18 protein-coding genes and 1 pseudogene are annotated in these 23,173 nt (G+C 63.1%); 12 read left to right on the forward strand and 7 right to left on the reverse strand.

Annotated elements, in window-relative coordinates:
• Window positions 1-88: 88 nt before the first annotated feature.
• From gcvH to lpdA, 6 genes are all read right to left on the reverse strand, one after another.
• On the reverse strand, window positions 89-454 hold the full coding sequence (gene gcvH, locus A2I95_RS18990; protein WP_024091132.1) for a glycine cleavage system protein GcvH: 366 nt from the start codon (window positions 452-454) through the stop codon (window positions 89-91).
• 21 nt (window positions 455-475) lie between these two features.
• The gene (gcvT, locus tag A2I95_RS18995) at window positions 476-1,573 is read right to left on the reverse strand and encodes a glycine cleavage system aminomethyltransferase GcvT (protein WP_291732131.1); all 1,098 of its coding nucleotides are present in this window, start codon (window positions 1,571-1,573) and stop codon (window positions 476-478) included.
• Window positions 1,574-1,603: 30 nt separating this feature from the next.
• On the reverse strand, window positions 1,604-2,017 hold the full coding sequence (locus tag A2I95_RS19000; protein WP_291732133.1) for a universal stress protein: 414 nt from the start codon (window positions 2,015-2,017) through the stop codon (window positions 1,604-1,606).
• Window positions 2,018-2,084: 67 nt separating this feature from the next.
• A complete protein-coding gene (locus A2I95_RS19005; protein ID WP_291732136.1) occupies window positions 2,085-3,500 on the reverse strand; it encodes a sodium:alanine symporter family protein in 1,416 nt (471 codons plus the stop codon).
• A 25-nt stretch (window positions 3,501-3,525) separates the two neighbouring features.
• Window positions 3,526-4,470, reverse strand: a complete 945-nt coding sequence (lipA, locus tag A2I95_RS19010) for a lipoyl synthase (RefSeq protein WP_291732138.1) — start codon at window positions 4,468-4,470, stop codon at window positions 3,526-3,528.
• Between the two features lie 18 nt (window positions 4,471-4,488).
• Complete coding sequence (lpdA, locus tag A2I95_RS19015; RefSeq protein ID WP_291732140.1) at window positions 4,489-5,871, reverse strand: dihydrolipoyl dehydrogenase; 1,383 nt, start codon at window positions 5,869-5,871, stop codon at window positions 4,489-4,491.
• A 173-nt stretch (window positions 5,872-6,044) separates the two neighbouring features.
• Between lpdA and A2I95_RS19020 the strand changes: the two genes are divergently transcribed.
• Entirely contained in the window at window positions 6,045-6,659 is a 615-nt protein-coding gene (locus tag A2I95_RS19020) for an XRE family transcriptional regulator (protein ID WP_291732141.1), read from the forward strand.
• Window positions 6,660-6,760: 101 nt separating this feature from the next.
• Window positions 6,761-7,429 (forward strand): GntR family transcriptional regulator, encoded by a 669-nt coding sequence (locus A2I95_RS19025; protein ID WP_291732143.1) that lies wholly within the window; start codon window positions 6,761-6,763, stop codon window positions 7,427-7,429.
• A gap of 9 nt (window positions 7,430-7,438) precedes the next feature.
• Here the strand turns inward: A2I95_RS19025 and A2I95_RS19030 are convergent, their stop codons facing one another.
• Complete coding sequence (locus tag A2I95_RS19030; protein ID WP_291732145.1) at window positions 7,439-8,332, reverse strand: LysR substrate-binding domain-containing protein; 894 nt, start codon at window positions 8,330-8,332, stop codon at window positions 7,439-7,441.
• Between the two features lie 108 nt (window positions 8,333-8,440).
• On the opposite strand from A2I95_RS19030, the gene A2I95_RS19035 reads away from it, so the two are divergent.
• The 10 genes and pseudogenes from A2I95_RS19035 to A2I95_RS19080 all read left to right on the forward strand — a co-directional run.
• Window positions 8,441-9,985 (forward strand): trimethylamine methyltransferase family protein, encoded by a 1,545-nt coding sequence (locus A2I95_RS19035; protein ID WP_291732146.1) that lies wholly within the window; start codon window positions 8,441-8,443, stop codon window positions 9,983-9,985.
• Window positions 9,985-11,445 (forward strand): aldehyde dehydrogenase family protein, encoded by a 1,461-nt coding sequence (locus A2I95_RS19040; RefSeq protein WP_291732149.1) that lies wholly within the window; start codon window positions 9,985-9,987, stop codon window positions 11,443-11,445. Before A2I95_RS19035 ends, A2I95_RS19040 begins: the two co-directional genes overlap by 1 nt.
• 8 nt (window positions 11,446-11,453) lie before the next feature.
• Window positions 11,454-12,749, forward strand: coding sequence for an aminotransferase class III-fold pyridoxal phosphate-dependent enzyme (locus tag A2I95_RS19045; RefSeq protein ID WP_291732151.1), 1,296 nt, complete (start codon window positions 11,454-11,456; stop codon window positions 12,747-12,749).
• The gene (locus A2I95_RS19050; protein WP_291732154.1) at window positions 12,746-15,151 is read left to right on the forward strand and encodes an FAD-dependent oxidoreductase; all 2,406 of its coding nucleotides are present in this window, start codon (window positions 12,746-12,748) and stop codon (window positions 15,149-15,151) included. Before A2I95_RS19045 ends, A2I95_RS19050 begins: the two co-directional genes overlap by 4 nt.
• A complete protein-coding gene (locus A2I95_RS19055; RefSeq protein WP_291732156.1) occupies window positions 15,144-17,555 on the forward strand; it encodes an FAD-dependent oxidoreductase in 2,412 nt (803 codons plus the stop codon). Before A2I95_RS19050 ends, A2I95_RS19055 begins: the two co-directional genes overlap by 8 nt.
• A 3-nt stretch (window positions 17,556-17,558) precedes the next feature.
• On the forward strand, window positions 17,559-19,241 hold the full coding sequence (locus A2I95_RS19060; RefSeq protein WP_291732158.1) for a thiamine pyrophosphate-binding protein: 1,683 nt from the start codon (window positions 17,559-17,561) through the stop codon (window positions 19,239-19,241).
• Window positions 19,242-19,243: 2 nt separating this feature from the next.
• Complete coding sequence (tcuA, locus tag A2I95_RS19065; protein ID WP_291732162.1) at window positions 19,244-20,620, forward strand: FAD-dependent tricarballylate dehydrogenase TcuA; 1,377 nt, start codon at window positions 19,244-19,246, stop codon at window positions 20,618-20,620.
• The gene (tcuB, locus tag A2I95_RS19070) at window positions 20,613-21,698 is read left to right on the forward strand and encodes a tricarballylate utilization 4Fe-4S protein TcuB (protein ID WP_291732160.1); all 1,086 of its coding nucleotides are present in this window, start codon (window positions 20,613-20,615) and stop codon (window positions 21,696-21,698) included. Before tcuA ends, tcuB begins: the two co-directional genes overlap by 8 nt.
• A gap of 349 nt (window positions 21,699-22,047) precedes the next feature.
• Entirely contained in the window at window positions 22,048-22,473 is a 426-nt protein-coding gene (locus tag A2I95_RS19075; protein ID WP_291732163.1) for a hypothetical protein, read from the forward strand.
• Between the two features lie 390 nt (window positions 22,474-22,863).
• Window positions 22,864-23,043 (forward strand): annotated as a pseudogene (locus A2I95_RS19080) (IS481 family transposase); the annotation flags it as partial.
• Window positions 23,044-23,173: the final 130 nt, after the last annotated feature.

Here is a 23,173-nt window from a genome sequence, read left to right on the forward strand (position 1 = left end):
CCGGGCTTTTGGGGAGCCTCCGGCGGGGATATTTTCAGCCAGAAGAAGGGGCGGATCCGCGCAAGCGGCAGCGGATCCGCAGGCAGACTTAGCCGATCAGGGCCTTGTAGCCGTCCAGATCCATCAGATCGTCCAGCTGGGACGCGTCCGACAGCTTGATCTTGTAGATCCAGGCATCGCCTTCCGGGCTTTCGTTCAGGGCGCCGGGGTTGTCGGCCAGGGCTTCGTTCACCTCAACCACTTCGCCGTCCAGCGGCGCGTAGATTTCGGACGCCGCTTTCACCGACTCGATGACGCCGATCTCGCCGCCTTTTTCGAACTCGTCGCCGGTTTCGCGCTGCTCGACAAAGACAACTTCGCCCAGCTGGTCGGCGGCGTGCTGGGTGATGCCCAGGGTTGCCACGTCGCCTTCAACGGTGATCCACTCGTGGTCTTCGGAATAATAGGTGGCCATGTTGACTCTCCTGATGATGTCTTAGCGTTTGTAGTTCTGAGTGACGAAGGGCAGGGCGACGATCTCAGCCGGCTGCGCCTTGCCGCGGATGATGAGGTTCACCTTGGTGCCCGGCTGGGCGTGGTCTGCCGCAACATAGCCCATGGCGACCGGGCCGCCGACAGTGGGGCCGAAGCTGCCCGAGGTGATGGTGCCGAGAGTATCGCCGCCTTCGCTCTGGACTTCCACGCCCTGGCGGGCCGGTGCGCGGCCTTCAGGCTTGATGCCGACCAGTTTCTTGGCGGCACCTTCAGCCAATTCTTTTTGGATGCGGGCGGCTCCGGGGAAGCCGCCGTCTTCCTTGCGGCGCTTCTGGATGGCCCAGGACAGCGAGGCCTCAATCGGCGAGGTCGACTGGTCGATATCGTTGCCATAGAGGCAGAGGCCTGCTTCGAGGCGGAGGCTGTCGCGGGCGCCGAGGCCCGCGGGCTCGCAGTCGTCATGGGCCAGGAACAGTTTGGACACGCGAATGGCGTCCGCTTCCGGGATCGAGATCTCGTAGCCGTCTTCACCGGTGTAGCCCAGTCGCGAGATGCGGCATTCGACACCGCCGATATCTGCAAGGACGGTTTCCATGAACTTCAGCTCACGGGCCGCGGGGCACAGTTCGCCCACCACATCTTCAGCCTTGGGTCCTTGGACAGCAACCAGCGCGCGGTCGAAGATCTCGGTCACTTCGACGCCGTCCAGGTTTGCCTGCATATGCGGGATGTCCTGGTGGCGCAGCGCGGCGTTCACCACGACAAAATAGTGGTCGCCGGCATTGGAGACGATCAGGTCGTCCATGATGCCGCCGTCGTCATTGGTGAAGAAGCCATAGCGCGCCTTGCCCTCTTTCAGGGTTGCAAAAGCCTGGGGGCAGAGCGTTTCCAGCTTTTCGCCCACATTGTCGCCGCGCAGGATCACCTGGCCCATGTGGGAGACATCAAACAGCGCGGCTTTCTCGCGGCACTGTTTGTGCTCACCCATGATGCCCATGGGGTACTGAACCGGCATTTCCCAGCCGGCGAAATCGACGATCTTGCCGCCAAGCTCGACGTGCAGGTCATAAAGCGGGGTGCGTTTGGGTGCGTCGGTCATGACGGATGTCCCTTCTTGTAAAGTTCAGGCTCAGCCGCGGACAACCATGACCGTGCAATGCGCATTGCGCACGACGCGGGCCAGGTTCGGGCCGATCTCGTAGTTCGGGAACTCGCCTTCGGCAGAGGCCATGATGATCATGTCATAACCGTCCTTGTGGGCAAGTTTCAGGATCTCACGGTAAACGCTGCCTTCTTCGATCTGCACCGGTACATCGGAGGCATTATTCCGGGCCAGGATAGCTTCGACTGCGCCTTTGACATGCGCCTTGGCGCCAGAGCCGTAGCCCGCGGGCAGGTTGGGCAGCTGGACAATCTCGGGAATGACCGAAACAGCATGCAGTTCGGCGCCGTAGAACTTGGCCTGCTCCAGCGCGACGGGTAGAGCTTTCTTCCACGATTTTTGATCTGTGTGGTCAATCGGAAGCAGAATTTTGGTGGCCATCAGCCGTCTCCTCGAGATGTGGAATTCGGGTCAGGAACGGGGGGCCGTGACGGCCCCCCGTCGATGGTTATTCAGCTGCAGTGCCAGTTTCTTCCGACTTGCCGCCGGTGGCAAAGAACTCTTTCGTCAGTTTGAAGACGATCGGGCTCAGCAGGGCCAGGGCGATCAGGTTCGGAATGGCCATCATCGCGTTCAGCGTGTCTGCCAGCAGCCAGATGAAGCCGAGGTCCGCGGTGGCGCCGAAGTAGATCATCACGATCCAAAGCACGCGGTAAGGGATCAGCGATTTCACACCCAGCAGGAACTCGATACATTTCTCGCCGTAGAACGACCAGCCCAGGATGGTGGTGAAGGCAAAGATCGACAGGGCAACTGCGATCAGGGAGCCGCCGATGCCGGGCAGGGTGGTCTCAAACGCCAGCGAGGTCAGCGCTGCACCGGAAATCGCCTTGTACCCTTCGGTTTCACCGTTGGCCAGGAAATCGGCCACAGATGCATCCAGGGCGCCCGAAGCAATGATCGCCAGACCGGTGATCGAGCAGACGATGATGGTGTCGATGAAGGTCCCCAGCATCGCGATCAGGCCCTGGTTTACCGGACCTTTGGTCTCAGCAGCAGCATGAGCAATCGGAGCAGAGCCCAGGCCCGCTTCGTTCGAGAACACGCCGCGTGCGACACCAAAGCGGATCGCCAGCCAAACAGCCGCGCCAGCTGCACCGCCTTTTGCGGCCCAGGGCGTAAAGGCATAGGTAAAGACTTGGCTGATCGCATTGCCGATTGCACCGGCATTCAACAGCAGAACCAGCAGGCCTGCAATGATGTATGCAATCGCCATGAATGGAACCAGCTTACCGGCAACCGCACCGATGCGGGTGATGCCGCCCAGGATAACGGCTGCGGTCAGAACCATCAGGATTACGCCGGTGACCGAGGTGTTGACGCCAAAGTTTGTTTCCAGAACCTGCGCCACACCGTTGGCCTGAACACCGTTGCCGATGCCGAAAGCAGCCACACCGCCGAACAGTGCGAATGCAACGCCCAGCCAGGCCCATTTCGCGCCGAGGCCGTTTTTGATGTAGTACATCGGGCCGCCGACGAAGTTGCCCAGCTCGTCCTTCTCACGGTATTTCACTGCGCAGACGGCTTCGGCGTATTTGGTGGCCATGCCGACCAGAGCCGTCATCCACATCCAGAACAGCGCACCGGGGCCGCCCAGGAACACGGCGGTGGCGACACCTGCGATGTTGCCGGTACCGATGGTGGCCGACAGCGAGGTCATCAGCGCGTTGAACGGGCTGATCTGGCCTTCGCCCTGACCTTCACGGCCTTTGAACAGCAGGCTGAAGCCAGTGCCGATTTTCAGGATCGGCATGAACTTCAGGCCTACCTGCAGGAAAAAGCCGACTCCAAGTATCATGACGAGCATGGGTACACCCCACACGATACCATTTAGCCAGCCTACTGCTGAGTTTAACGCTTCCATGGGTCTCCTCCCGCTTGCGTTTTAGTTAAATACCCTTTGCCAAAGCCATCTGACGGGCCTCTTTCAGGGCGGCAAAGTCTTCATCCGCGTGGAACGATGAACGGGTCAGCGGCGTGGCCGACACGTGCAGAAAGCCCTTGGACCGGGCAATCTGTTCCAGCTGCGCGAATTCCTCCGGCGACCAGAAGCGGTCGATCGGGTGATGCTTGGGAGTGGGCTGCAGGTACTGGCCCACGGTCAGAAAGTCGACCTGAGCGGCGCGCAGATCATCCATCACCTGGCGCACATCGTCCAGGGTCTCGCCGAGACCGACCATAATGCCCGACTTGGTGAACAGCTGCGGATTGGCGCGTTTGGCGTCGTCCAGCAGCCGCAGCGAGGTGTAATAGCGCGCACCGGGGCGCACGCGCGGGTACAGCCGCGGCACGGTTTCCAGGTTGTGGTTGAACACGTCAGGCGCCGCTTCAAAGACCGCATCAGCCGCTTCGCCCTTGCCCAGGAAATCCGGGGTCAGCACCTCGATTGTGGTGCCGGGGTTCTGATGGCGGGTGGCGCGGATGGTCTGGGCGATGTGTTCGGCGCCGCCGTCCTCCAGATCATCCCGGTCAACGGAGGTGATCACCACATGGCGCAGACCCAGTTTCTTGACCGCGGCGGCAACCCGGCCCGGTTCAAACGCGTCCAGCGTGTCCGGCCTGCCGGTGGTTACGTTGCAAAAGGAACAGCCGCGGGTGCAGACCTCGCCCATGATCATCATTGTGGCGTGGCGCTTGGACCAGCACTCGCCGATATTCGGGCAGGCGGCCTCTTCGCAGACGGTTGCCAGATCATGCTCCCGCATCAGTTTGCGGGTCTCGTAATACTCAGGCCCTTCGATCTTCTTCTTGCGGATCCACTTCGGTTTGCGCGGGATCGCGCTGTCGGCCTTGTGGGCCTTTTCCGGGTGGCGGGGTCTTAGCTGGATCGTCATCTGGCATATCCCTCCGGATCAGGCGTGGATGGCGCGGCCAAGTGCATCAAGGCAGGCTTCTTTCACCGCCTCACCCATCGCAGGATGCGCGTGGCAGGTCCGTGCAACCTCCTCGATAGTAGCACCTTTTGTCATCGCAAGCACCAATTCGGCAATTAAATCACCGCCATGCGCGCCGCAGATATGGGCGCCGAGGATCCTGCCCCCGGGGGTGGCCAGCACTTTGACAGCGCCGTCGGTTTCGCCGGTGGAGCGCGCGCGGGAGTTGGCCATGAAGGCAAACTTGCCAGTGATGAATTCGATGCCGGCCTCTTTCAGGGTCTCTTCGGTCTGGCCGACGGAGGCAACTTCCGGGTCGGTGTACACCACGCCGGGCACGGTGTTGTAGTCCACATGGCCGTGCTCGCCTGCCATGATCTCGACACAGGCCACGCCGTCCTCTTCGGCCTTATGTGCCAGCATCGGGCCGGGCACGCAGTCGCCGATGGCAAAGATGCCGGGTACCGAGGTCTGGAAGGTTTCGTCCACTTCAATGAAGCCGCGGGTGTTAATGGAAACGCCCAAGGTTTCCAGACCCAGACCGCGGGTGACAGGCCGGCGGCCGATGGCGACCAGCACCTTGTCCGCCTCGATCTGCTCTTCCTTGTCCTTGCCCACGCGGTCCAGCGTCAGGGTCAGGCCGTTTTCGCCCTTTTCAATGGTCTTGAGCGCGCGGCCCAGCTGGAACTTCAGCCCGCGCTTGGACAGCGCCCGCTGGGACAGCTTGGCGATCTCGCCGTCGATGCCGGGCAGGATACGGTCCAGGTATTCCACAACCGTCACTTTGGATCCGAGGCGTGACCAGACCTGACCGAGTTCAAGCCCGATCACGCCGGCGCCGATCACCACCATATGCTCTGGCGCGGCTTCTAACGCCAGCGCACCGGTGCTGCTCAGCACATCCACCTCGTCGATGTCCGCGCCGGGGAGGGCGGCGGGTTCCGATCCGGTGGCAATGAGGATATTCTTTGCGGTGTAGCTGTCCTCGCCGACCTGCACCTGGCCGGGCGCCGGAATGCTGGCCCAGCCTTCGATGTGATCGACGCCGTTCTTTTTGAACAGGAAGGCGATGCCCTTGGTCAGGTCGCCGACAATCTTATCCTTGCGCGCCATCAGCGCGCCCAGGTCCAGGCTGGCGCCCTCAACGGCAATGCCATGCGCGGCCAGATGGGACAGTTCGGCATATTTGCCGGAGGAGGTCAGCAGTGCCTTGGAGGGGATGCAGCCAACGTTGAGGCAGGTGCCGCCCAACGATCCGCGGCCTTCGACGCAGGCGACTTTGAGACCCAGTTGTGCAGCACGGATTGCTGCGACATAACCGCCCGGACCGGCCCCGATCACGATCAAATCATATGTGCTCATGTGGTTTCTCCTCCGAAATGCGGCTCAGGACCGGCACGTATGCTTACGTATACGACGTTTCGTCTCCTATAGGAAACTTATTCCCTTTTGCAAACATAAAGTGCGGTCTCGGAAATTTTGACCCGTGAATACATCAAAGCTAAGCTGTTTGCGGAACAGGAGAATTTGCACGAATGGAACCAATTCCCTCAGAAGAAACAGGGCTGGGCCCGGAAGCGATGGAGGCTCCGGACGGCGAAGTCCTGGGGAAAATGATTCGCGACGCCCGCAAGGAAAAGGGGCTGACGCTGGAGGAAGCAGCGCGCGCGGCGGCCATTGGACGGTCGACTTTGTCGAAGATCGAGAACAACCAGACCCGTCCCAGTTTCGAGATCATCCGCCGCCTGATGCAGACGCTGGAACTGGAAACGCCGCAGTTGTTTGTGCAGTCCGGGCAAAGCGGCGTCACCGGGCGCCGGGATTTCACCCGCACCGGCCTGGGTGAGCACAAGGAAACTTCGACCTATGATCATGAACTGTTGTGCAGCGAGCTGACCAGCAAACGCATGGTGCCCTATATCAGCACCATCAAGGCGCGCGACGTGACCGAATTCGACAACTGGGTGCGCCACCAGGGCGAAGAGTTCATGTTTGTGCTGAGCGGCGAGCTGATCCTTTACACGGAACACTACCGGCCGCTTCGCATGGGGGCGGGGGACTCTGTCTATTATGACAGCGGTATGGGCCACGGCTGTGTGTCGGTCAGTACAGAAGACGCCAGGGTGCTGTGGGTGTCGCTGGAAGTGTGACGGGGAAGCCGCCCGGAGGTCCGTAAACACCGGCTGACGGTTAAGCCGCTTTTCCGGACGGGCAGGTTCACATACACCTGTCTGAAAGGAGAGGCATCGTGATGAAACTGGACCCGGCTGATATCTCAAAAGCTGCTTCGGCTTCCGCCGCAGTGTTTGAGGCGTTGCGCAGTGCGATCATCGACGGCCGGCTGGAGGAGGGTGAACCGCTCCGTCAGGAAGAAATAGCGCGCCGCTTCAACACCAGCCGGATCCCGGTGCGGGAGGCAATTTCGCGGCTGGAGGAATACGGGCTGGTTAAGACACAGCGCTTCAAGGGGGCGGTTGTTGCCGGGCTTTCGGCGGATGAGGCGGCAGAGATCTTTGATTTCCGCGCGCTGCTGGAGCCGGAGATCATCCGTGATGCGGTCCCGCGGATGTCACCGGAACTTCTGGCCAGCGCGCGGTTGCATTGCGAGGCTTTTGCCGGCTGCAAGAACCCGATGGAGTGGGGTGTTCTGAACCGGGAGTTCCACGACGCGCTCTACAGTGCCAGTGCGCTGACCTATTTTCGCGAAGCAGCCCGCAGCGCGATGGACCGGATCGACCGCTACATCCGTGCGCAGCTGGTCATGAGCGACGGTATGGAGCGTGCCGAGCGGGAGCACATTGCGATCCTGACGGCCTGCGAAGAGGGGGATGCCACTCGTGCTGCAGAACTGACCAAAGCGCATGTTCAAGCGGCCAAAACCTCGTTGTTGGCGCATTTCCCCGTTTTGACCCGCTCCTGACACCTGTTTTCAAGCTGCCGTTGCTGGTGATGTCTGGGCAAGCAGCCAGTCGCTGATAGCGCTGGTGACACTTTCATTCGGGCCGGACTCCGGCCGGACCAGGTAATAGGCGCGGTTCTCGCTGACGGTCGTATCGAACAGCTGCACCAGCACCCCGCTTTGCAGATCGGTGTCGATCAGCGGGATCCACCCCATCACGATACCCTGCCCGGACGCAGCGGCCTGCAGCACCACATTTGTGTCTTCAATGACCGGACCGGGCAGCGGGCCGTCCAGCCGGACCCCGGCCTGCATGAACCAGGCGTTCCAGCCCAGAGTGTCGCGCTGGTGGATCAGCGGAAGGCGCGTCAGGTCGGCGGGTGATTGCGGATGCCCCAGCCGGTCCAGCAGGGCCGGGCTGGCGACCGGTGCCGACAGCACGCTGACCAATGGTTCGGAAATCATGCCGGGAAAACGCCCGTCGCCCCAGGTGATAAAGATGTCGGCGTCCACATTCTGCGGTGACACCAGCAGCGGCGTTTGCACCAGCTTCAGCTCCACCTCCGGAAAGGCCTCGCAGAATGCGGCAAAGCGCGGCAGCAGCCAGCGGGTGGCAAAGCTGGGGCCCAAAGCAATGCGGATCGTGGTTTTCTCGGGCCAGCGGGCGACGGAATCAACGGTGGCCTCCAGGATCCGGAACGCCTGGGAGGCACCGTCCGCCAGCCGCGCGCCTTCGTCCGTCAGATGCACCTGGCGGCCATCACGGGTAAAAAGCTGGATGTTCAGATAGGCCTCCAGCCCGCGGATATGATGGCTGACGGCGGTGGGCGACACGTTGATTGCCTCAGCCGCAGCGCGGAAGCTGCCCAGCCGGGCGGCGGCCTCAAACGCGCGCAGGGCGGGGAGGGAGGGAAGATTGGCCATGCCGGATTTAAATGAGTTTTACTCATCGGTAGCAAGAGAAACTTGTCTTTGTGCCGCGCGCCGCCCCTGCGTAGCCTTTGCCCAAACAAATTCCGTCAGGGGAAGACAATGGCTGCAAGAACGCGCCGCCGCGGCAGAGAAGCCCGGATCGAGGCCGAGAGCGCACCGGCAGAAGACAACCCGCCGGTCTGGGGCGGTATCGAGGGCGGCCGGTTCCGGCCGCTGAGCGCTTCGGATGAGGCTGAGGTCAACGAAGCCGTTCTGTCGCTCTTGGAAACGCTGGGGCTGAGCCAGGCAACGCCTTCGATGATCGACAAGGTCTGTGCGGCGGGCGGCAGCTATACGGCAGACAAGCGGCTGCTGTTCCCGCGGGCGCTGGTTCTGAAAACCGTCGAGGAAGCCCGCCGCGACGTGGTGCTCTACGGCCAGGATCCGCGCCATGATCTGAACTTGTCCGGCAAACGCGTCCACATGAGTTCGGGCGGCGGCGCGCCCGGCGTTTTCGACCTTGAGGACGGGCGCTACCGGGATGGCACGCTGAAAGACCTCTATGACGCCGCGCGCATTTGCGATGCGATGGAAAACATTCACCATTTCAGCCGCTCGGTTGTTGCCCGCGACGTCGAGGACGTGGCGGATATGGACCTGAACACCGCCTATGCATGCCTGATGGGCACCTCCAAACATGTGTCGGTGTCGGTTTCCGAGCCGGAGAACCTGCAGCAATTGGCGGATCTCTGCTACACGCTGGCCGGGTCCGAGGCAGCCTTTCGCGCCCGCCCCTTCCTGACCGTCATGGTCTGCCACGTGGTCCCGCCGATGCGCTTTGCCGAAGAGGCGCTGGACACGTTGGAGGCCGCGGTTCTGGCGGGCTTCCCGGTGCAGCTGATCTCGGCAGGCCAGGCCGGCGCCACCAGCCCGGCAACCATTGCAGGCTCGCTGGTGCAGGCGGTGGCGGAAACCCTCGCGGGGCTGGTCTTTGCCCGGCTGGTCGACCCGAACGTGGCCGCGATCTATGGCGCCAAGCCGCTGATCGCCGATCTGCGCACCGGTTCCATGTGTGCAGGCGGCGGCGAACAGGCAATCCTGATGGCAGCAGCCGCGCAGATGGGGCGGTTCTATAACCTGCCCGTGACCTCGATTGCCGGCATCACCGACTCTAAGTCGCTGGATGCGCAGTATGGCAGCGAAAAAAACCTCGCCGTGTCTTCCGCCGCCCATGCCGGTTCCAACTTGATCACCCAGGCCTGCGGCATGCAGGCCAGCCTTCTGGGCGTGTCGCTGGAGGCTTATGTGGTCGACAACGACATGATCGGCAACATCCTGCGGACCCTGCGCGGGGTTGAGGTGAATGCGGAAAACATCGGCGCCGAGGTGATTGCCGAGGTCTGCCGTGGCGAGGGCCATTATCTGGGCCACCGCCACACCTTCAGCCGGATGAAATCCGATTACTTCTACCCGCATCTGGGCGACCGCCAGACCCCGCGGGAGTGGGAAGAGCAGGGCGCGCGCGCGATTGGCGAGGTGGCGAAGGACAAGGCGCGGGAACTGCTGGCCAGCCACTTCCCCGCCCATATTGCCGACGGCAAGGACCGGGAGCTGCGGCAGCGGTTCAATATTTGCCTGAGCCGGGCGCAAATCGGGCGGGCGTGATGCAGGATCACCCGCGTTATCCCCGGCAGCTGGACCGCATTCCGCATTGCTGGATAGACAGCGCGGGCCAGGCCGGGGCAGGTGCCGCCCGGGATTTGATTGATCCAGCCACCGGGCAGGCCTTTGCGACATACCGCGACGCAGATGGCAACCAGGCTGGCCAAGCGGTTGCCAGCGCCAAGGCAGCACTGCCTGGCTGGGCGGATACGCCTCCGGCTGAGCGGGCTGCAGCGCTGTTCCGGCTGGCAACGCTGCTGGACCAGAACGCAGACCGGCTGGCAGCGGTGGAAAGCTTGAACGCGGGCAAACCCATCAGCCAGGCGAAACGGGATGTGCGCCGGGCGGCGGACTACTTCCGCTTCTATGCCGGGGCCTGCGACAAACTGAACGGCGAAAGCATTCCGCTCGGGCCGGACCAGACCGCCTTTACTTTGCTGGAGCCGGTTGGCGTCACGGCGCATATCCTGCCGTGGAACTATCCGGTTTCGACACTTGCTCGCGGAGCTGCCCCGGCCTTGGCCGCTGGATCAACGGTGGTCGCCAAACCCTCGGAGCTGACACCGCTGACTGCCATCCTGACCGCAAAGCTGGCCTCTGAAGCCGGACTGCCCGCCGGAGCATTCAACGTGGTGACCGGCGCCGGAGAGACCGGCGCGGCGCTGGCCAGCCACAGGGATGTGGCGCATGTGACCTTCACCGGCTCCACCGCCACAGGCCGCAAGATCATGCAGTCGGCGTCCAAACCCATTGCCGGCACCACACTGGAGCTGGGCGGCAAGTCTCCGGTGGTGGTCCTGGCCGACGCGGACCTGGACGCCGCCGCCGCCGGCGTGGCGCGCGGGATCTTCTTTAACGCAGGCCAGGTCTGCGCCGCCGGCGCCCGGCTGGTCTGCGAGGCTTCGGTGCATGACGCGCTGGTCGACAAGGTGATTGCCAAGGCCGAGGCAATGACCATCGGCCACGGGCTGGACGACCCGGACATGGGGCCGCTGATCTCGGCAACCCAGCTGGAGCGGGTGCAAGGCTTTGTCGACCGCGCCAAGGCCGAAGGGTTTACCTGCGTCACCGGCGGCAGCCGGATATTCCCGGAAAAGTTGTCAGCTGGCAATTTTTTCGCCCCGACGGTTATTGCCGATGTGCCGGCGGAGGCTGAGATCGCCCGGCAGGAGGTCTTTGGCCCGGTGCTGGCGACCCAGAAATGCCACTCCGCCGATGAGGCCTTGGCGCTGGCAAACGGCACCCGCTTTGGCCTCGTCGCCGGGATCTATACCGCTGACACCACCCAGGCCATGCGCTTTGCCCGCAAGGCGGAGGCGGGGCAGGTCTTTGTCAACGGTTTCCTCAAGGGCGGCGACACGGTCCCCTTCGGCGGCGTCAAGGAAAGCGGCATCGGGCGGGAAAAGGGGCTTCTGGGCATCAGTGCCTATTGCGCCGTGAAATCCATCGTTTTGAACCATTAGGAGCGGGTATGAACACCAGCCAATCCCTTGCTGAGCGCGCGCGCCTCGTCATGCCGGGCGGGGTCAGCCACGAGCTGCGCTACAAGACCCCGCATCCGGTCTATTTCACCCGCGCCAGGGGGGCCGAGAAATGGGACGCGGACGGCAAGCGCTACATCGACTTCAAGCTGGGCGCCGCCAGCCAGATCCTGGGCCATGCCCATCCGGAGGTCGCCGCGGCGGTGGCCGGCCAGATGCAGCGGATGCCCTATACCGGCGACTGCCACGCGCTGGAGGTGGAATGGGCCGAGTGGCTGAACCGTCTGTTTCCTTCGGCAGAACGCGTACGCTTTACCGGGTCCGGCACCGAGTCCACCATGCTGGCGCTGCGGCTGGGACGGGCGCATTCGGGCCTCGACAAGGTGCTGCGGATCGACGGGCATTTCCACGGCTGGCACGACATGCTGATCAAGGGCGCCAAGCCCGGCGCCAATACGCCGCCATCGCTCGGCGTGCCGCAGGCGGTCAGCGATCTGACCGTGGTGGCGCCGCCCGATCTGGAAGCAATTGCTGCGGCTTTGGACAGCGACACGCAGATCGGTACGATTTTTGTGGAGGCATCGGGCGCCAACTACGGGTCGGTGCCGCTGCCCGAAGGTTTCCTGCAGGGCATCCGCGCGCTGGCGGATCAAAGCGGTCATGTGCTGATCTTTGACGAGGTGATCACCGGCCTGCGCTGGTCGCCCGGCGGGCGGCAGGCGCGCGACGGCGTGGTACCGGACCTGACCACGCTGGCCAAGGTGGTAACCGGAGGCCTGCCCGGCGGCGCGGTCGTGGGCAAGGCAGAGATCATGGAGCTGCTGAGCCCCGCCGAAACCCGCGACGGGCTGTCGCCGCCGGTCAGCCACAAGGGCACTTTTAACGCCGCTCCGATGGTAGCGGCGGGTGCGATCAAGGCGATGGAGATCCTCTCCACCGGCGACGTGCAGGCCCATGCAGATGCCATGGCGGCGCGGCTTCGGGACGGGTTCAACGGGGTTTTCCGCGACCTGGAATTGCAGGCGCTGGCCTATGGCGACAGCTCCACCTGCCACATCTATGTCGGCGGCACCTCGATCGAAGGGCTGGATGCGGCTGCGATCCGCAAGACGCCGCCCGCCATCGTCAAGGGCCTGCGTGACGGGCTGCTGGAGCGGGGGGTGGACTTCATGTCCTTCACCTCCTGCGTCACCGGCCTGCCGCATACCCCAGACTTGATCGACGAAGCCGTGGAGCATTTCCGCGGCACCCTTTCTGCGCTCATCCGTGACGGAGTACTTCAATGAGCCTTCCTTCCCACGCCCGCACTGTCATCATCGGCGGCGGCGTCATCGGCTGTTCCATCGCCTATCACCTGGCCCGCGAAGGGCGGAAGGATATCGTGGTGCTGGAGCGTTCGAAACTCACCTCCGGCACCACCTGGCACGCCGCCGGGCTGGTGCGCCGCTTGCGGCCTTCGGCGACGCTGACCAAACTGATCAACTATTCGATTGATCTGTACGGAGAGCTGGAGGTGGAGACCGGCCAGGCAACCGGCTGGACCCAGACTGGCTCGCTGACCCTGGCCACCAATGAGGACCGGCTGACCAATATCAAACGCCAGGTTTCGCTGGGCCGCGCCTTTGGCCTGGAGGCGGACGTGGTGGACGCCAAACGTGCCAAGGAGCTGTGGCCGCTGATTGAAACCGATGATGTGATCGGCGCGGTCTGGTCGCCTGCAGACGGTCGGGTGAACCCCTCGGATGTGGCCCTGGCCCTGTCCAAAGGCGCGCGGGCGCGGGGCGTGCAGATCTTTGAGGACACCGCCGTCACCGGTCTGCAGAAGAAGGGCGGGCGGATCTCCGGCGTTGAGGTTGGCGATCACGTGATTGAGGCCGATGAGGTGGTCATCGCCTGTGGTCTCTGGTCCCGTGAAGTCGCCGCCATGGCGGGCGCCCATATGCCGCTCTACGCTTGCGAGCATTTCTATATCCTGACCAAGCCCTTGGAGGAGGTGCAGGTGCTGGGCAAAGGCACGCATCTGCCGACTTTGAACGACCAGGACGCCTTCCTATACGCCCGCGACGATGTGGAGGGCCTGCTGGTCGGCTGTTTTGAGCCACACGCCAAGGGGCTGCCGCTGGACCGGCTGCCCAAGGATTTCTCCTTCGATCTGCTGGACGAGGACTGGGACCACTTCATGCCGATGATGGAGAACGCCTTGCGCCGCATTCCGGCGCTGGAGAAGGCCGAGGTGCGGATGCTGCTGAACGGCCCGGAGAGCTTCACCCTCGACAGTCAGTTCATGCTGGGTGAAAGCCCCGAGGTGCCGGGCCTGTTCCTGATGGGCGGCATGAACTCCACCGGCATCGCGCTGGCCGGCGGGGCTGGGCGCGCGATGGCGGAATGGATCATCGCAGGCGAGCCGACGATGGAGCTGAACGAGGCCGACATCCGCCGCTTCAGCCCGGAAATGAACGTGCTGGGCGCGCTGGAGGCCCGCATCCCCGAGGTGCTGGGCCGCCACTATGACAACCCGTTCCCAGGCCGCTCGATGGAGACCGCCCGTGGCCAGCGCCGTTCGCCTATTCACGCTGGCCTTGCGGCTGCCGGTGCGCGTTTTGAGTCCCGCGGCGGCTGGGAGCGGGCGGTGCATTTCGGCGGTGAAGACGCGCATCTTCCGCTGACTTTCGGCGTGCCGAAGTGGCGCGAACAGGTGGGCTGCGAAGCCGACGCCTGCCGCACTGGCGCTGCCATCCTGGACCAAAGCGCATTCGGTAAGATCATGGTGCAGGGGCCGGACGCCTGCGCCTTCCTCAACCACCTGTGCGCGGCGCAGATGGACATTGCAGAAGGCCGCATCGCCTATACCCAGATCCTCAACCGCAAGGGCGGAGTGGAGAGCGACATCACCGTTCAGAGGCACGGGGCTGATACATACCTCATGATCGTCGGTGCCGGTGAGGTGGTGCGCGACCTGAAGCGGATGCGCGAGACCAAAGGTGCGTTTCACGTGGAATTCACCGATGTCACCAGCGGCTACGCGATCATCGGTCTAGCAGGCGCAAAGGCTCGCGAGGTACTGCAAACGACCTCGAACAGCCCGGTGCCGGATTTGAAACGCTTCCAGTTCGCTCCCGTTGAGATCGGCCTGGCCCGCGGCTGGGCCGGGCGGCTGAGCTTCACCGGCGAAGAGGGGTATGAGCTGTACATCCCCGCCGACATGGCCATGGCCGCCTATGAGGCACTGTTGGCAGCAGGTGCAAGCCATGCAGGTCTGTACGCCAGCGGCTCGCTCAGGATAGAAAGCGGCTTTCGCGCCTTTGGCCATGAGCTCAGCCCCGGCACCACGCCGCAGGAAGCGGGCCTGGGCGGCTTCTGCGCCTTTGGCACCGGGTTTGTTGGCGAGGAGGCCTTGAAGGATCACTCCCCGGAGCGCCGGATCGTCTCGATCCTGTTCGATGATCCGGAGGCGATCCCGATCCATGACGAGCCGGTCTATTTCGGCGGTGATGTGGTGGGGCAGATCACCTCGGCTGCGTGGAGCTGTCGCTACGGCCGTTCGGTGGCTTTGGCGATGATTGATGCGTCGCTGGACCTGCTCTCCAAAAACACCGTTGTCCCGGGTTTTGAGGTCGAAATCGCCTGCACCCGCTACGCCGCCAAAGCGTCGCTGCACCCCGCCAAAGAGGCCTTTGCACATGACTGACATCCCCCGCACCACGCAGGTCGCCATCATCGGCGGCGGCATCATGGGCGTGGCCGCCCAGTTCCAGCTGGCCGAGAACGGCTGGACCGATACAATCCTGTTCGAAAAGGCCGAACTCACCTCCGGCTCCACCTGGCATGCGGCGGGACAGATCGCCCATGCGGTGGGCAGCCGCCTGGCGGGCTGGATCAACAAGACCTCGATTGAGACCTACAAGCGGGTTGAGAAGGAAACCGGCCAATCTATCGGCTGGCATGAGGTCGGCGGCTTTCGCATTGCCACCACTGATGACGAGGTGGATTGGATGAAATCCATTATGGGCGTTGGCAAGCTGCTGGACCTGCCGATGGAGCTGGTCGGTCCGGAGGAGGTCGCCCGGGTGAACCCCTTTTACAATGTGGACGGCGTCAAGGCGGCAGTGCGCACCTATGAGGACGGCCATATTGATCCGTCGTCAGTCACAATGGCGCTGGCCGCCGCCACCCGCGCGCGCGGGGCCAGGATCGAACGCCGAAATCAGGTTCTGGGCGCCTCCCGCAAGGGGGATATGTGGCTCTTGCGCACGGAAAAGGGCGATGTGCTGGCCGAACATGTGGTGATTGCCGCCGGTTCCTATGCCAATCAAGTGGGCGAGTGGTTCGGGCTGAAGATCCCCTCTGTCAGCTGCCTGCATCACTATCTGGTGACGGATACGGTGCCCGAGTTCATGGACCGCCCGGAGCTGCCGGTGATGCGCGACAACGCTTATGGCGGCTATATCCGGCAGGAGCAGAAATCCGGCCTGATCGGTATCTATGAGGGCCACGTCTGCCCCACAGTCTGGACCATGCCCCAAGGCGCGCCCTGGGCCGCCGAGAATGAGCTGTTCGAGGCAGACTACGACTCCATCGGAGACTTCCTGATGGTGGCGTTCGACAAGATGCCGGTGCTGGCGGAGCTGGGTATCAAGCGCGTGGTGCGCGGCGCGATCACCCATACGCCGGATGGCGGCATGCTGGTCGGCCCGTCCGGGGCGCCGAATGTCTGGCTGTCCTGCGGCTCCTCCATCGGCTTGGCCTGGGGCGGCGGCGCGGGCAAGGTGCTGGCCGACTGGATGGTGCATGGCGAAACCCCGATCAACACCCGCGGCATGGATCCGCGCCGATATGGCAATTTCTCCACCGATCACTTCATCGTCGAGCGCACCAAGGATGAGTTCATGCGCCGGCACGACACCCCGTGCCCGGGCAAGCAGTTCAACAGCTTGCGCCCGTTGAACCGCCATGTGCTTTATGACCGGCTGGCTGCCAAAGGCGCGGTTTTTGGCGAGGTCGCCGGCTGGGAGCGCCCGCGCTATTTCGGCGAGGTGGGCGAGACCGAGCAGATCGGCTGGGGCCATCAGCCCTGGCACGCCAATGCAATGGCTGAGGCCAAGGCAACGCGGGAAGCAGCCGGTGTCATCGACCTCTGCGCCTTTGCCCAGTTTGAGATCACCGGCAAGGATGCAGGCGCGCTGCTGGACCGGCTGTCGGCCAACAAAGTCCCGGCCAGGGACGGGCGGATGAGCCTGAACCATCTGCTTACGGAAAAGGGCCGGTTCGAGACCGAAATGACCATCTGGCGCATGGCTGAGGACCGTTATTTCACCGGTTCGCCCATCGCTCGTTCCAACCCGGATTTCGACTGGATCAAATCGCATATCCGCGACGGCGAAGATGTGCAGATGATCAACCGCTCCCACGATTGGGGGATGCTGGCGCTCTCCGGTCCTGCCTCGCGCCGGATTATGGCAGAGCTGACCGGAGCTGATCTGTCGAACAAGGCCTTCCCCTGGCTGTCCGGGCAGGAAATCACCGTGGCCGGCATCCCCTGCTATGCCCTGCGCGTTTCCTTCGTCGGCGAGCTTGGCTGGGAGCTGCACGCACCGCTGGAGCAGATCGGTGAACTCTATGACGCGCTGTTTGCCGCTGGCAAAAAACACGGGCTGACCGATCTGGGCTCTTATGCCTTCAACGGCATGCGGATGGAGAAGGCCTATCGCGCGTCCGGCGAGCTGACCACCGATGTGGGACCGCTGGACGTGGGGCTGGAGCGTTTTGTAGTCGCCGAAGGCCGCAGCTTCCTGGGCAAGGCAGCGCTGCTGGCTCGCGATCCCGAGTGGGAGCTGTTCTACGCCGAACTGCACGCAGAGGATATCGACATCCACGGCGGTGAGCCGGTGCTGCTGGATGGCAAACCCGTGGGTCTGACCACTTCGGGCGGCTATGGCTATACCGTCGGCAAATCGCTTGGCTGGCTGTTTGTGCGCAAGGGCACCCCGTGTGAGGGCCTCTGTGTGCAGATCCTGAACCGTGAAATTCCCGTGACCGTCCACCAGAACGCAATTTTTGATCCGCAGAACCTGCGGCCCCGATCCGAGGATTAAGACATGACCATGATCAACACCAAGATCACCGGAGGCGAGGCTGTCTACCGCGTGCTGCAGGCCAATGGCATCGACACTGTGTTCGGCCTGCTGGGCGGCTCGATGCTGGAACTTTACGACGCAATGTATGAGGGCGGCGGCATCGGGTATGTTGGCGCGCGGGATGAGCGTGCGGCGGGCCATATGGCTGACGCCTGGGCACGGATGACCGGTAAGCCCGGAGTGGTGCTGGGCGCGCAGGCAGGCCCCGGCGTCGTTAACATCGTGACCGCAGTGGCCGAGGCGCAGCTGGCCTATTCGCCGCTGGTGGTGATAGCCGGCGCCATCAGCCGCTGCGACCAGGCCAAGGATACCTTTCAGGAGGTTGATCAGGTTGCCTTGTTCGCGCCGATCTCGAAACGTTCGGTCATGGTCACCGATCCCACGCGCCTTGCGCCGATGCTGGAGGACGCGATCCGGCTGGCCAACTCGGGCCGCCGCGGGCCGGTGGTGCTGCATGTGCCGCGCGACCTGTTTGCCGCCGACGTGCCACCTATCGACCCCAAGCCAGTGAACATCGCCCGCCCGGGGCCTGCGGCGCCGGAAGACGTCAGCGCCATAGCTGCTTTGCTCGCAAACGCGGAGCGTCCGGTGATCTTTGCAGGCGGCGGTTTCAAATGGGGCAAGGGGCGGGAGGCACTGAATGCTTTGGCTGAGACCCTGGAGGTGCCGGTTGTAGCCTCGACTGGCCATGCCGATGTGATGCGCCACGGCCATCCGTGGTTTGCAGGCCAGGCGGGCCCGCGCGGCAACCAGGTGGCCAGCCGCCTGACCAAAGAAGCCGACGTGATGGTGGTGCTCGGCGCGCGGCTGGGCTTCAACTCCACCTTCCACAGCAACGATTATGTCGGCGCGGACACCCGCATCGCGCATGTGGATATCGACGGCTCTGCCGTTGGGCGCTATTTCCCGGCGGAAATTGCGGTGCAGGCCGATGCCAGGCTGACCGCCGAGGCGCTGGCCGCCGCCGTTTCGAAACCTGCCGCGGATGAATGGCGTGCAGCCTTCAAGGCGGATATGGCCAGCCTGGCTGCAGAACGCGAAGAAGAAGCGCAGATCGCCACCCTGCCGATGCACCCGCGCCGGGCGCTGGCAGAGATCCGCGCGGCGCTGCCGGAAAACGCCATTGTGACGCTGGACACCGGCAACACTTGCCTGCAGGCCGCTGACCGGCTGGCGCATTATGAACCGATGAGCCTGATCACCCCGCTGGACTTTGGCCTGGTGGGCTTTGGCCTGGCTGCAGCGATCGGCGCCAAGGCTGCCGCGCCGGAACGTCCGGTGGTTGCAGTGATGGGCGATGGCGCCGTCGGTTACACCATGATCGAGATACAGACTGCCATTCAGCACAAGCTGCCGGTTGTGGTGGTGGTCTTGGACAACGAGGCCTGGGGTGCCGAGAAAGCCTATCAGCAGGAGTTCTATGGCGGGCGTCTCTTGGGGGCCGAAATCACCTCGCCCCGCTATGACAAATTTGCGGAACTCTGCGGCGGCAAGGGTATCTGGGTGGATGGTCCCGGCGGAATGGGCCCGGCGCTGGAGGAAGCCCTTGCCAGCGGCGAGACCACCATCATCCAGGGCAAAATCGACCCCGGCGCGCTGATGACCCTGCGCAAGGATCTGTTCAAGGCGCCAAAGCAGTCCTGATGATGAGCAATCCCGATATCGTTGTGGCGGGCGGCGGCAATGCCGCCCTTTGCGCTGCGATCACCGCGGCGGAGGCGGGCAAGCGCGTGCTGATGCTGGAGGCCGCGCCCAAGCCCTACCGCGGCGGCAACTCGCGCCACACCCGCAACTTTCGCTGCATGCACGACGGCCCCTTGTCGGTGCTGACAGGTACTTATGATGAGGATGAATATTACAACGACCTGCTGCTAGTGACCAAAGGCAAGACCGACGAGCATCTGGCCCGCATGGCAATCCGCGGCAGCCGGGAGAGCCAGCCCTGGATGGAGGCGCATGGGGTGCGGTTCCAGCCCTCGCTGTCGGGCACGCTGTCGCTGAGCCGCACCAATGCCTTCTTCCTTGGCGGCGGCAAGGCGCTGGTCAATGCCTATTACCGCACCGCGGAGGCGCTGGGGGTTGAGGTGCTTTATGAGGCGCCGGTCACCCATATCGAACTGGACGGCGGCCGGATTACCAGGGTTGATTTCAACCATGGCGGCGCGCGCCACAGCCTCAGCCCGCCTGCGGTGGTAGTGGCCTCTGGCGGTTTCCAGGGCAATATCGAACGGCTGGTGGAGGCCTGGGGGCCGGAGGCCGAGAACTTCCTGATCCGCGGCACGCCTTACAATCGCGGCGATGTTTTGTTCAATCTGCTGGGGCAGGGGGTGCAGTCGATCGGCGATCCGACCCAATGCCACGCGGTGGCCATTGACGGGCGCGCGCCCAAATTCGACGGCGGCATTGTCACCCGGCTCGACTGCGTGCCGTTCTCGGTGGTGGTGAACAATGACGGCAAGCGGTTCTATAACGAGGGCGAGGACGTCTGGCCCAAGCGCTATGCAATCTGGGGACGGCTGGTGGCGGCGGAGCAGGAGCAGGTTGCCTATTCAATCATCGACTCGAAGTCCAAGGACCTGTTTATGCCTTCGGTCTTTCCGCCTGTAACCGCGGACACGATCCCGGAGCTGGCGGGCAAGCTGGGTCTGGAGCCGCAGAAGCTCTCCGAAACTGTCGAAGCCTTCAACGCCGCCTGCCGCCCCGGCACCTTCCACCCGACCGAGCTGGACGGGCTGGCGACCGAAGGCCTGACCCCGCCCAAGACCAACTGGGCCCGTCCGATCACCGAGCCGCCGTTCTACGGCTACTCACTGCGCCCAGGCGTGACTTTTACCTACCTGGGTTTCAAGGTGGACGAGACCGCCCAGGTGCAGGGCGCTGATGGCCCGGTGGAGAACCTCTGGGCCGCAGGCGAGACTATGGCCGGGTCGATCCTGGGCCAGGGCTATCTGGCCGGTTTCGGCATGACCATCGGCACGGTGTTCGGCCGCATCGCAGGCCGGGAGGCCGCCAACTATGTTTGATCAAAGCCAAATGGGCAGCAAGCCCTCGACCCGCATCGACGAAGCCCGCCGCCAGATCGAGATCTGCAATGCCTGCCGCTATTGCGAGGGTTACTGTTCGGTCTTCCCGGCAATCATGCGCCAGCGCAGCTTTGCTGACGCCGATATCACCCAGTTCGCCAACCTCTGCCACAACTGCCGCGGCTGCTATTACGCTTGCCAGTACATCGAGCCGCATGAGTTCGACCTGAACCTGCCCGGCATCCTGGCCGAGGTGCGCAGCGACAGCTGGGAGCGTTTTGCCTGGCCCGGCCCCTTGGCCCGGCTGTTCCAGCGCAGCGGCACGGCGCTGGCTCTGGCCCTGGCGCTGGGATTTGCCGTATTGTTCTGGGCCGCGCAAACGCTGCGCCCTGAAAGCGGCGAAGGCTTTTATGCGGTGATGAGCCACGGGCTGATGGTCTCGGTGTTCATGCCCGCCTTCCTGCTGCCGCTTCTGGCGCTGTTTGTGTCCTTGCGGCGGTATTGGCGCCATGTGGGCGGGCAGAGGGTACGGATATCCCATATCCGGCAGGCACTGAGCCGCGCCGCACAAATGAAGGACCTGTCAGGCGGTCAGGGGCAGGGGTGCAATTTCGAAGACGAAGACCGCTTTTCCAACTCACGCAGATACGCTCATCAGGCAGTAGTGTGGGGGTTCTTCATGTGCTTCGGGTCAACCGCATCGGGCACCGTTATGCATTACGTTTTCGACTGGGCTGCGCCCTATGGGCCGCTCAGCCTGCCCAAGCTGTTGGGGGTTCCGGGCGGGCTGCTGCTGACTGCAGGTTGCCTGGAACTGGCCCGGCTGAAGCTTAAGGCCGATCCGGCCTTGGGAGCCAGACGGGTATGGTCTGGAGAAATGGGGTTTGTTCTGCTGCTGGGGTTCGTATCGCTCAGCGGCTTGTTGCTTTATGCCGCTACGGGCACTGCGGCGGTTGCGGTTTTGCTGCCGCTGCATCTTGGCGCGGTGCTGACCTTCTTTCTGCTGACGCCCTACAGCAAGATGGCGCATGGGTTCTTTCGCCTTGCGGCACTGATCAAGGACGCCGCTGACAAATAGCAGTCTGATAGGCAGTTCAATCGCAACGCGCTGGATGATCCCCTTGCACGCCTTAACCCGATAACCGGGTCATTTTTTGACTGAAGCAGATTTGGTGCGGTTCTGATATGCCAAACGCAATATTTCGGCAGGCTTTGGAGGAGGTTGCCGATGGCGTCACCGTTTTCGCTGCCGTGCTCTGCGTTGTCCGCCAAGATCTTCGCGGAGCGGTTCCCGCCGGAGGCGATCCGGCAGCACCGGCAAAGCGATTGAAGCGGTGGCACTGGATCCAAAGTTGCTTACGGCGGCTGAAATGCTGCAATTTGAAGGTTTCCTGCGCGACCGGTAAACCAACCGCATGGTTCGCCGAATGGCCAATGACGGAGTGCCGATCCGGCGGATTGTTCGCCTGACAGGCCTCAGCCGCAAACGTGTCCGGCAGATTTTGCGCGGGGAGCGAGAGGACGTATTCCGCTTCCGTGAGAGCAGTCTAACCCCTTGGCTGCTGCGGCTGGAGCGGGAACGGGCAGACGGCTGCCGGAACGGTGCCGAACTTTGGCGCCGGCTGCGGGCCGGTAGTTTCCAGGGCAGCCTCCGTGTCATCGGAGAATGGGCCGCGCGCCAGCGCCGTGCCGAGCGGGCCGCGCCAACAGGACCAGAAAAATCGCCGCCAGCGCGCGAGATTGCCCGCCTCCCGGCCCAAGGCCAGACTAACCGCCTCAAAATGCTCGAACGCCAGATGTATGGCATGGCTAACATCGACCTGCTCAGAGCGCGACTGGTGCAGGGGGCCTGATCTGAAAGAACCCGAAGTTGCGCCAAAATTGGACGCTTTTCCATTGCCCTGGCGTGTCTGCTAACCTCAGCGAATAAGCCATCGACTCATCTGAAAATCATTTCTTCGGCAACGGCACACTCCTTTTTTGTGCCCGTGTTTCACACAAAATTTCACACTCAACTCGGACCACTTTTCCAGGCTAAGACTTTCGTTCAGGAAGAACAGCGCTTGCCGAGGTGACAGTTTAAGTAACCTGCTAAGTTTCGCGCCGAGTAGTGGTGTCCGATCTGGAAAGTTCTCCGGCGCTGATCAACAGCGCTGCCCTTGCGGTTGTGAAGCAACCTCCAAGCCCATTCTATGAATGGGGCTATGTGGCACTGGTGGTGGTGTCTGTGGATACGTGCCTAGGTGTTTGATCCCAAGACCGTCGCGAAGTGGCGCAAGCGTGCGACGGTGGAGGATTTGAAGACCGGGCCGAAGGAACCGCGTTCAACCGTTCTCTCCGAAGCGGAGGAGGCAATGATCGTCGCATTCCGGCGGCACACGCTACTGCCGCTGGATGATTGCCTTTATGCTCTTCAGCCGTCGTTTCGAGAGTGTCCGATCTTCTGTGTATGAGTGATCTGGTCCATGCTTCTGCTAAAGGAAGCAAGGATGACAATTTCCAAGGAACTGCTGGACGAACTTCTGAAAGGCTGCGAGCGGCCTGAAGACCTGC

Source organism: Leisingera sp. F5 (assembly GCF_001593695.1).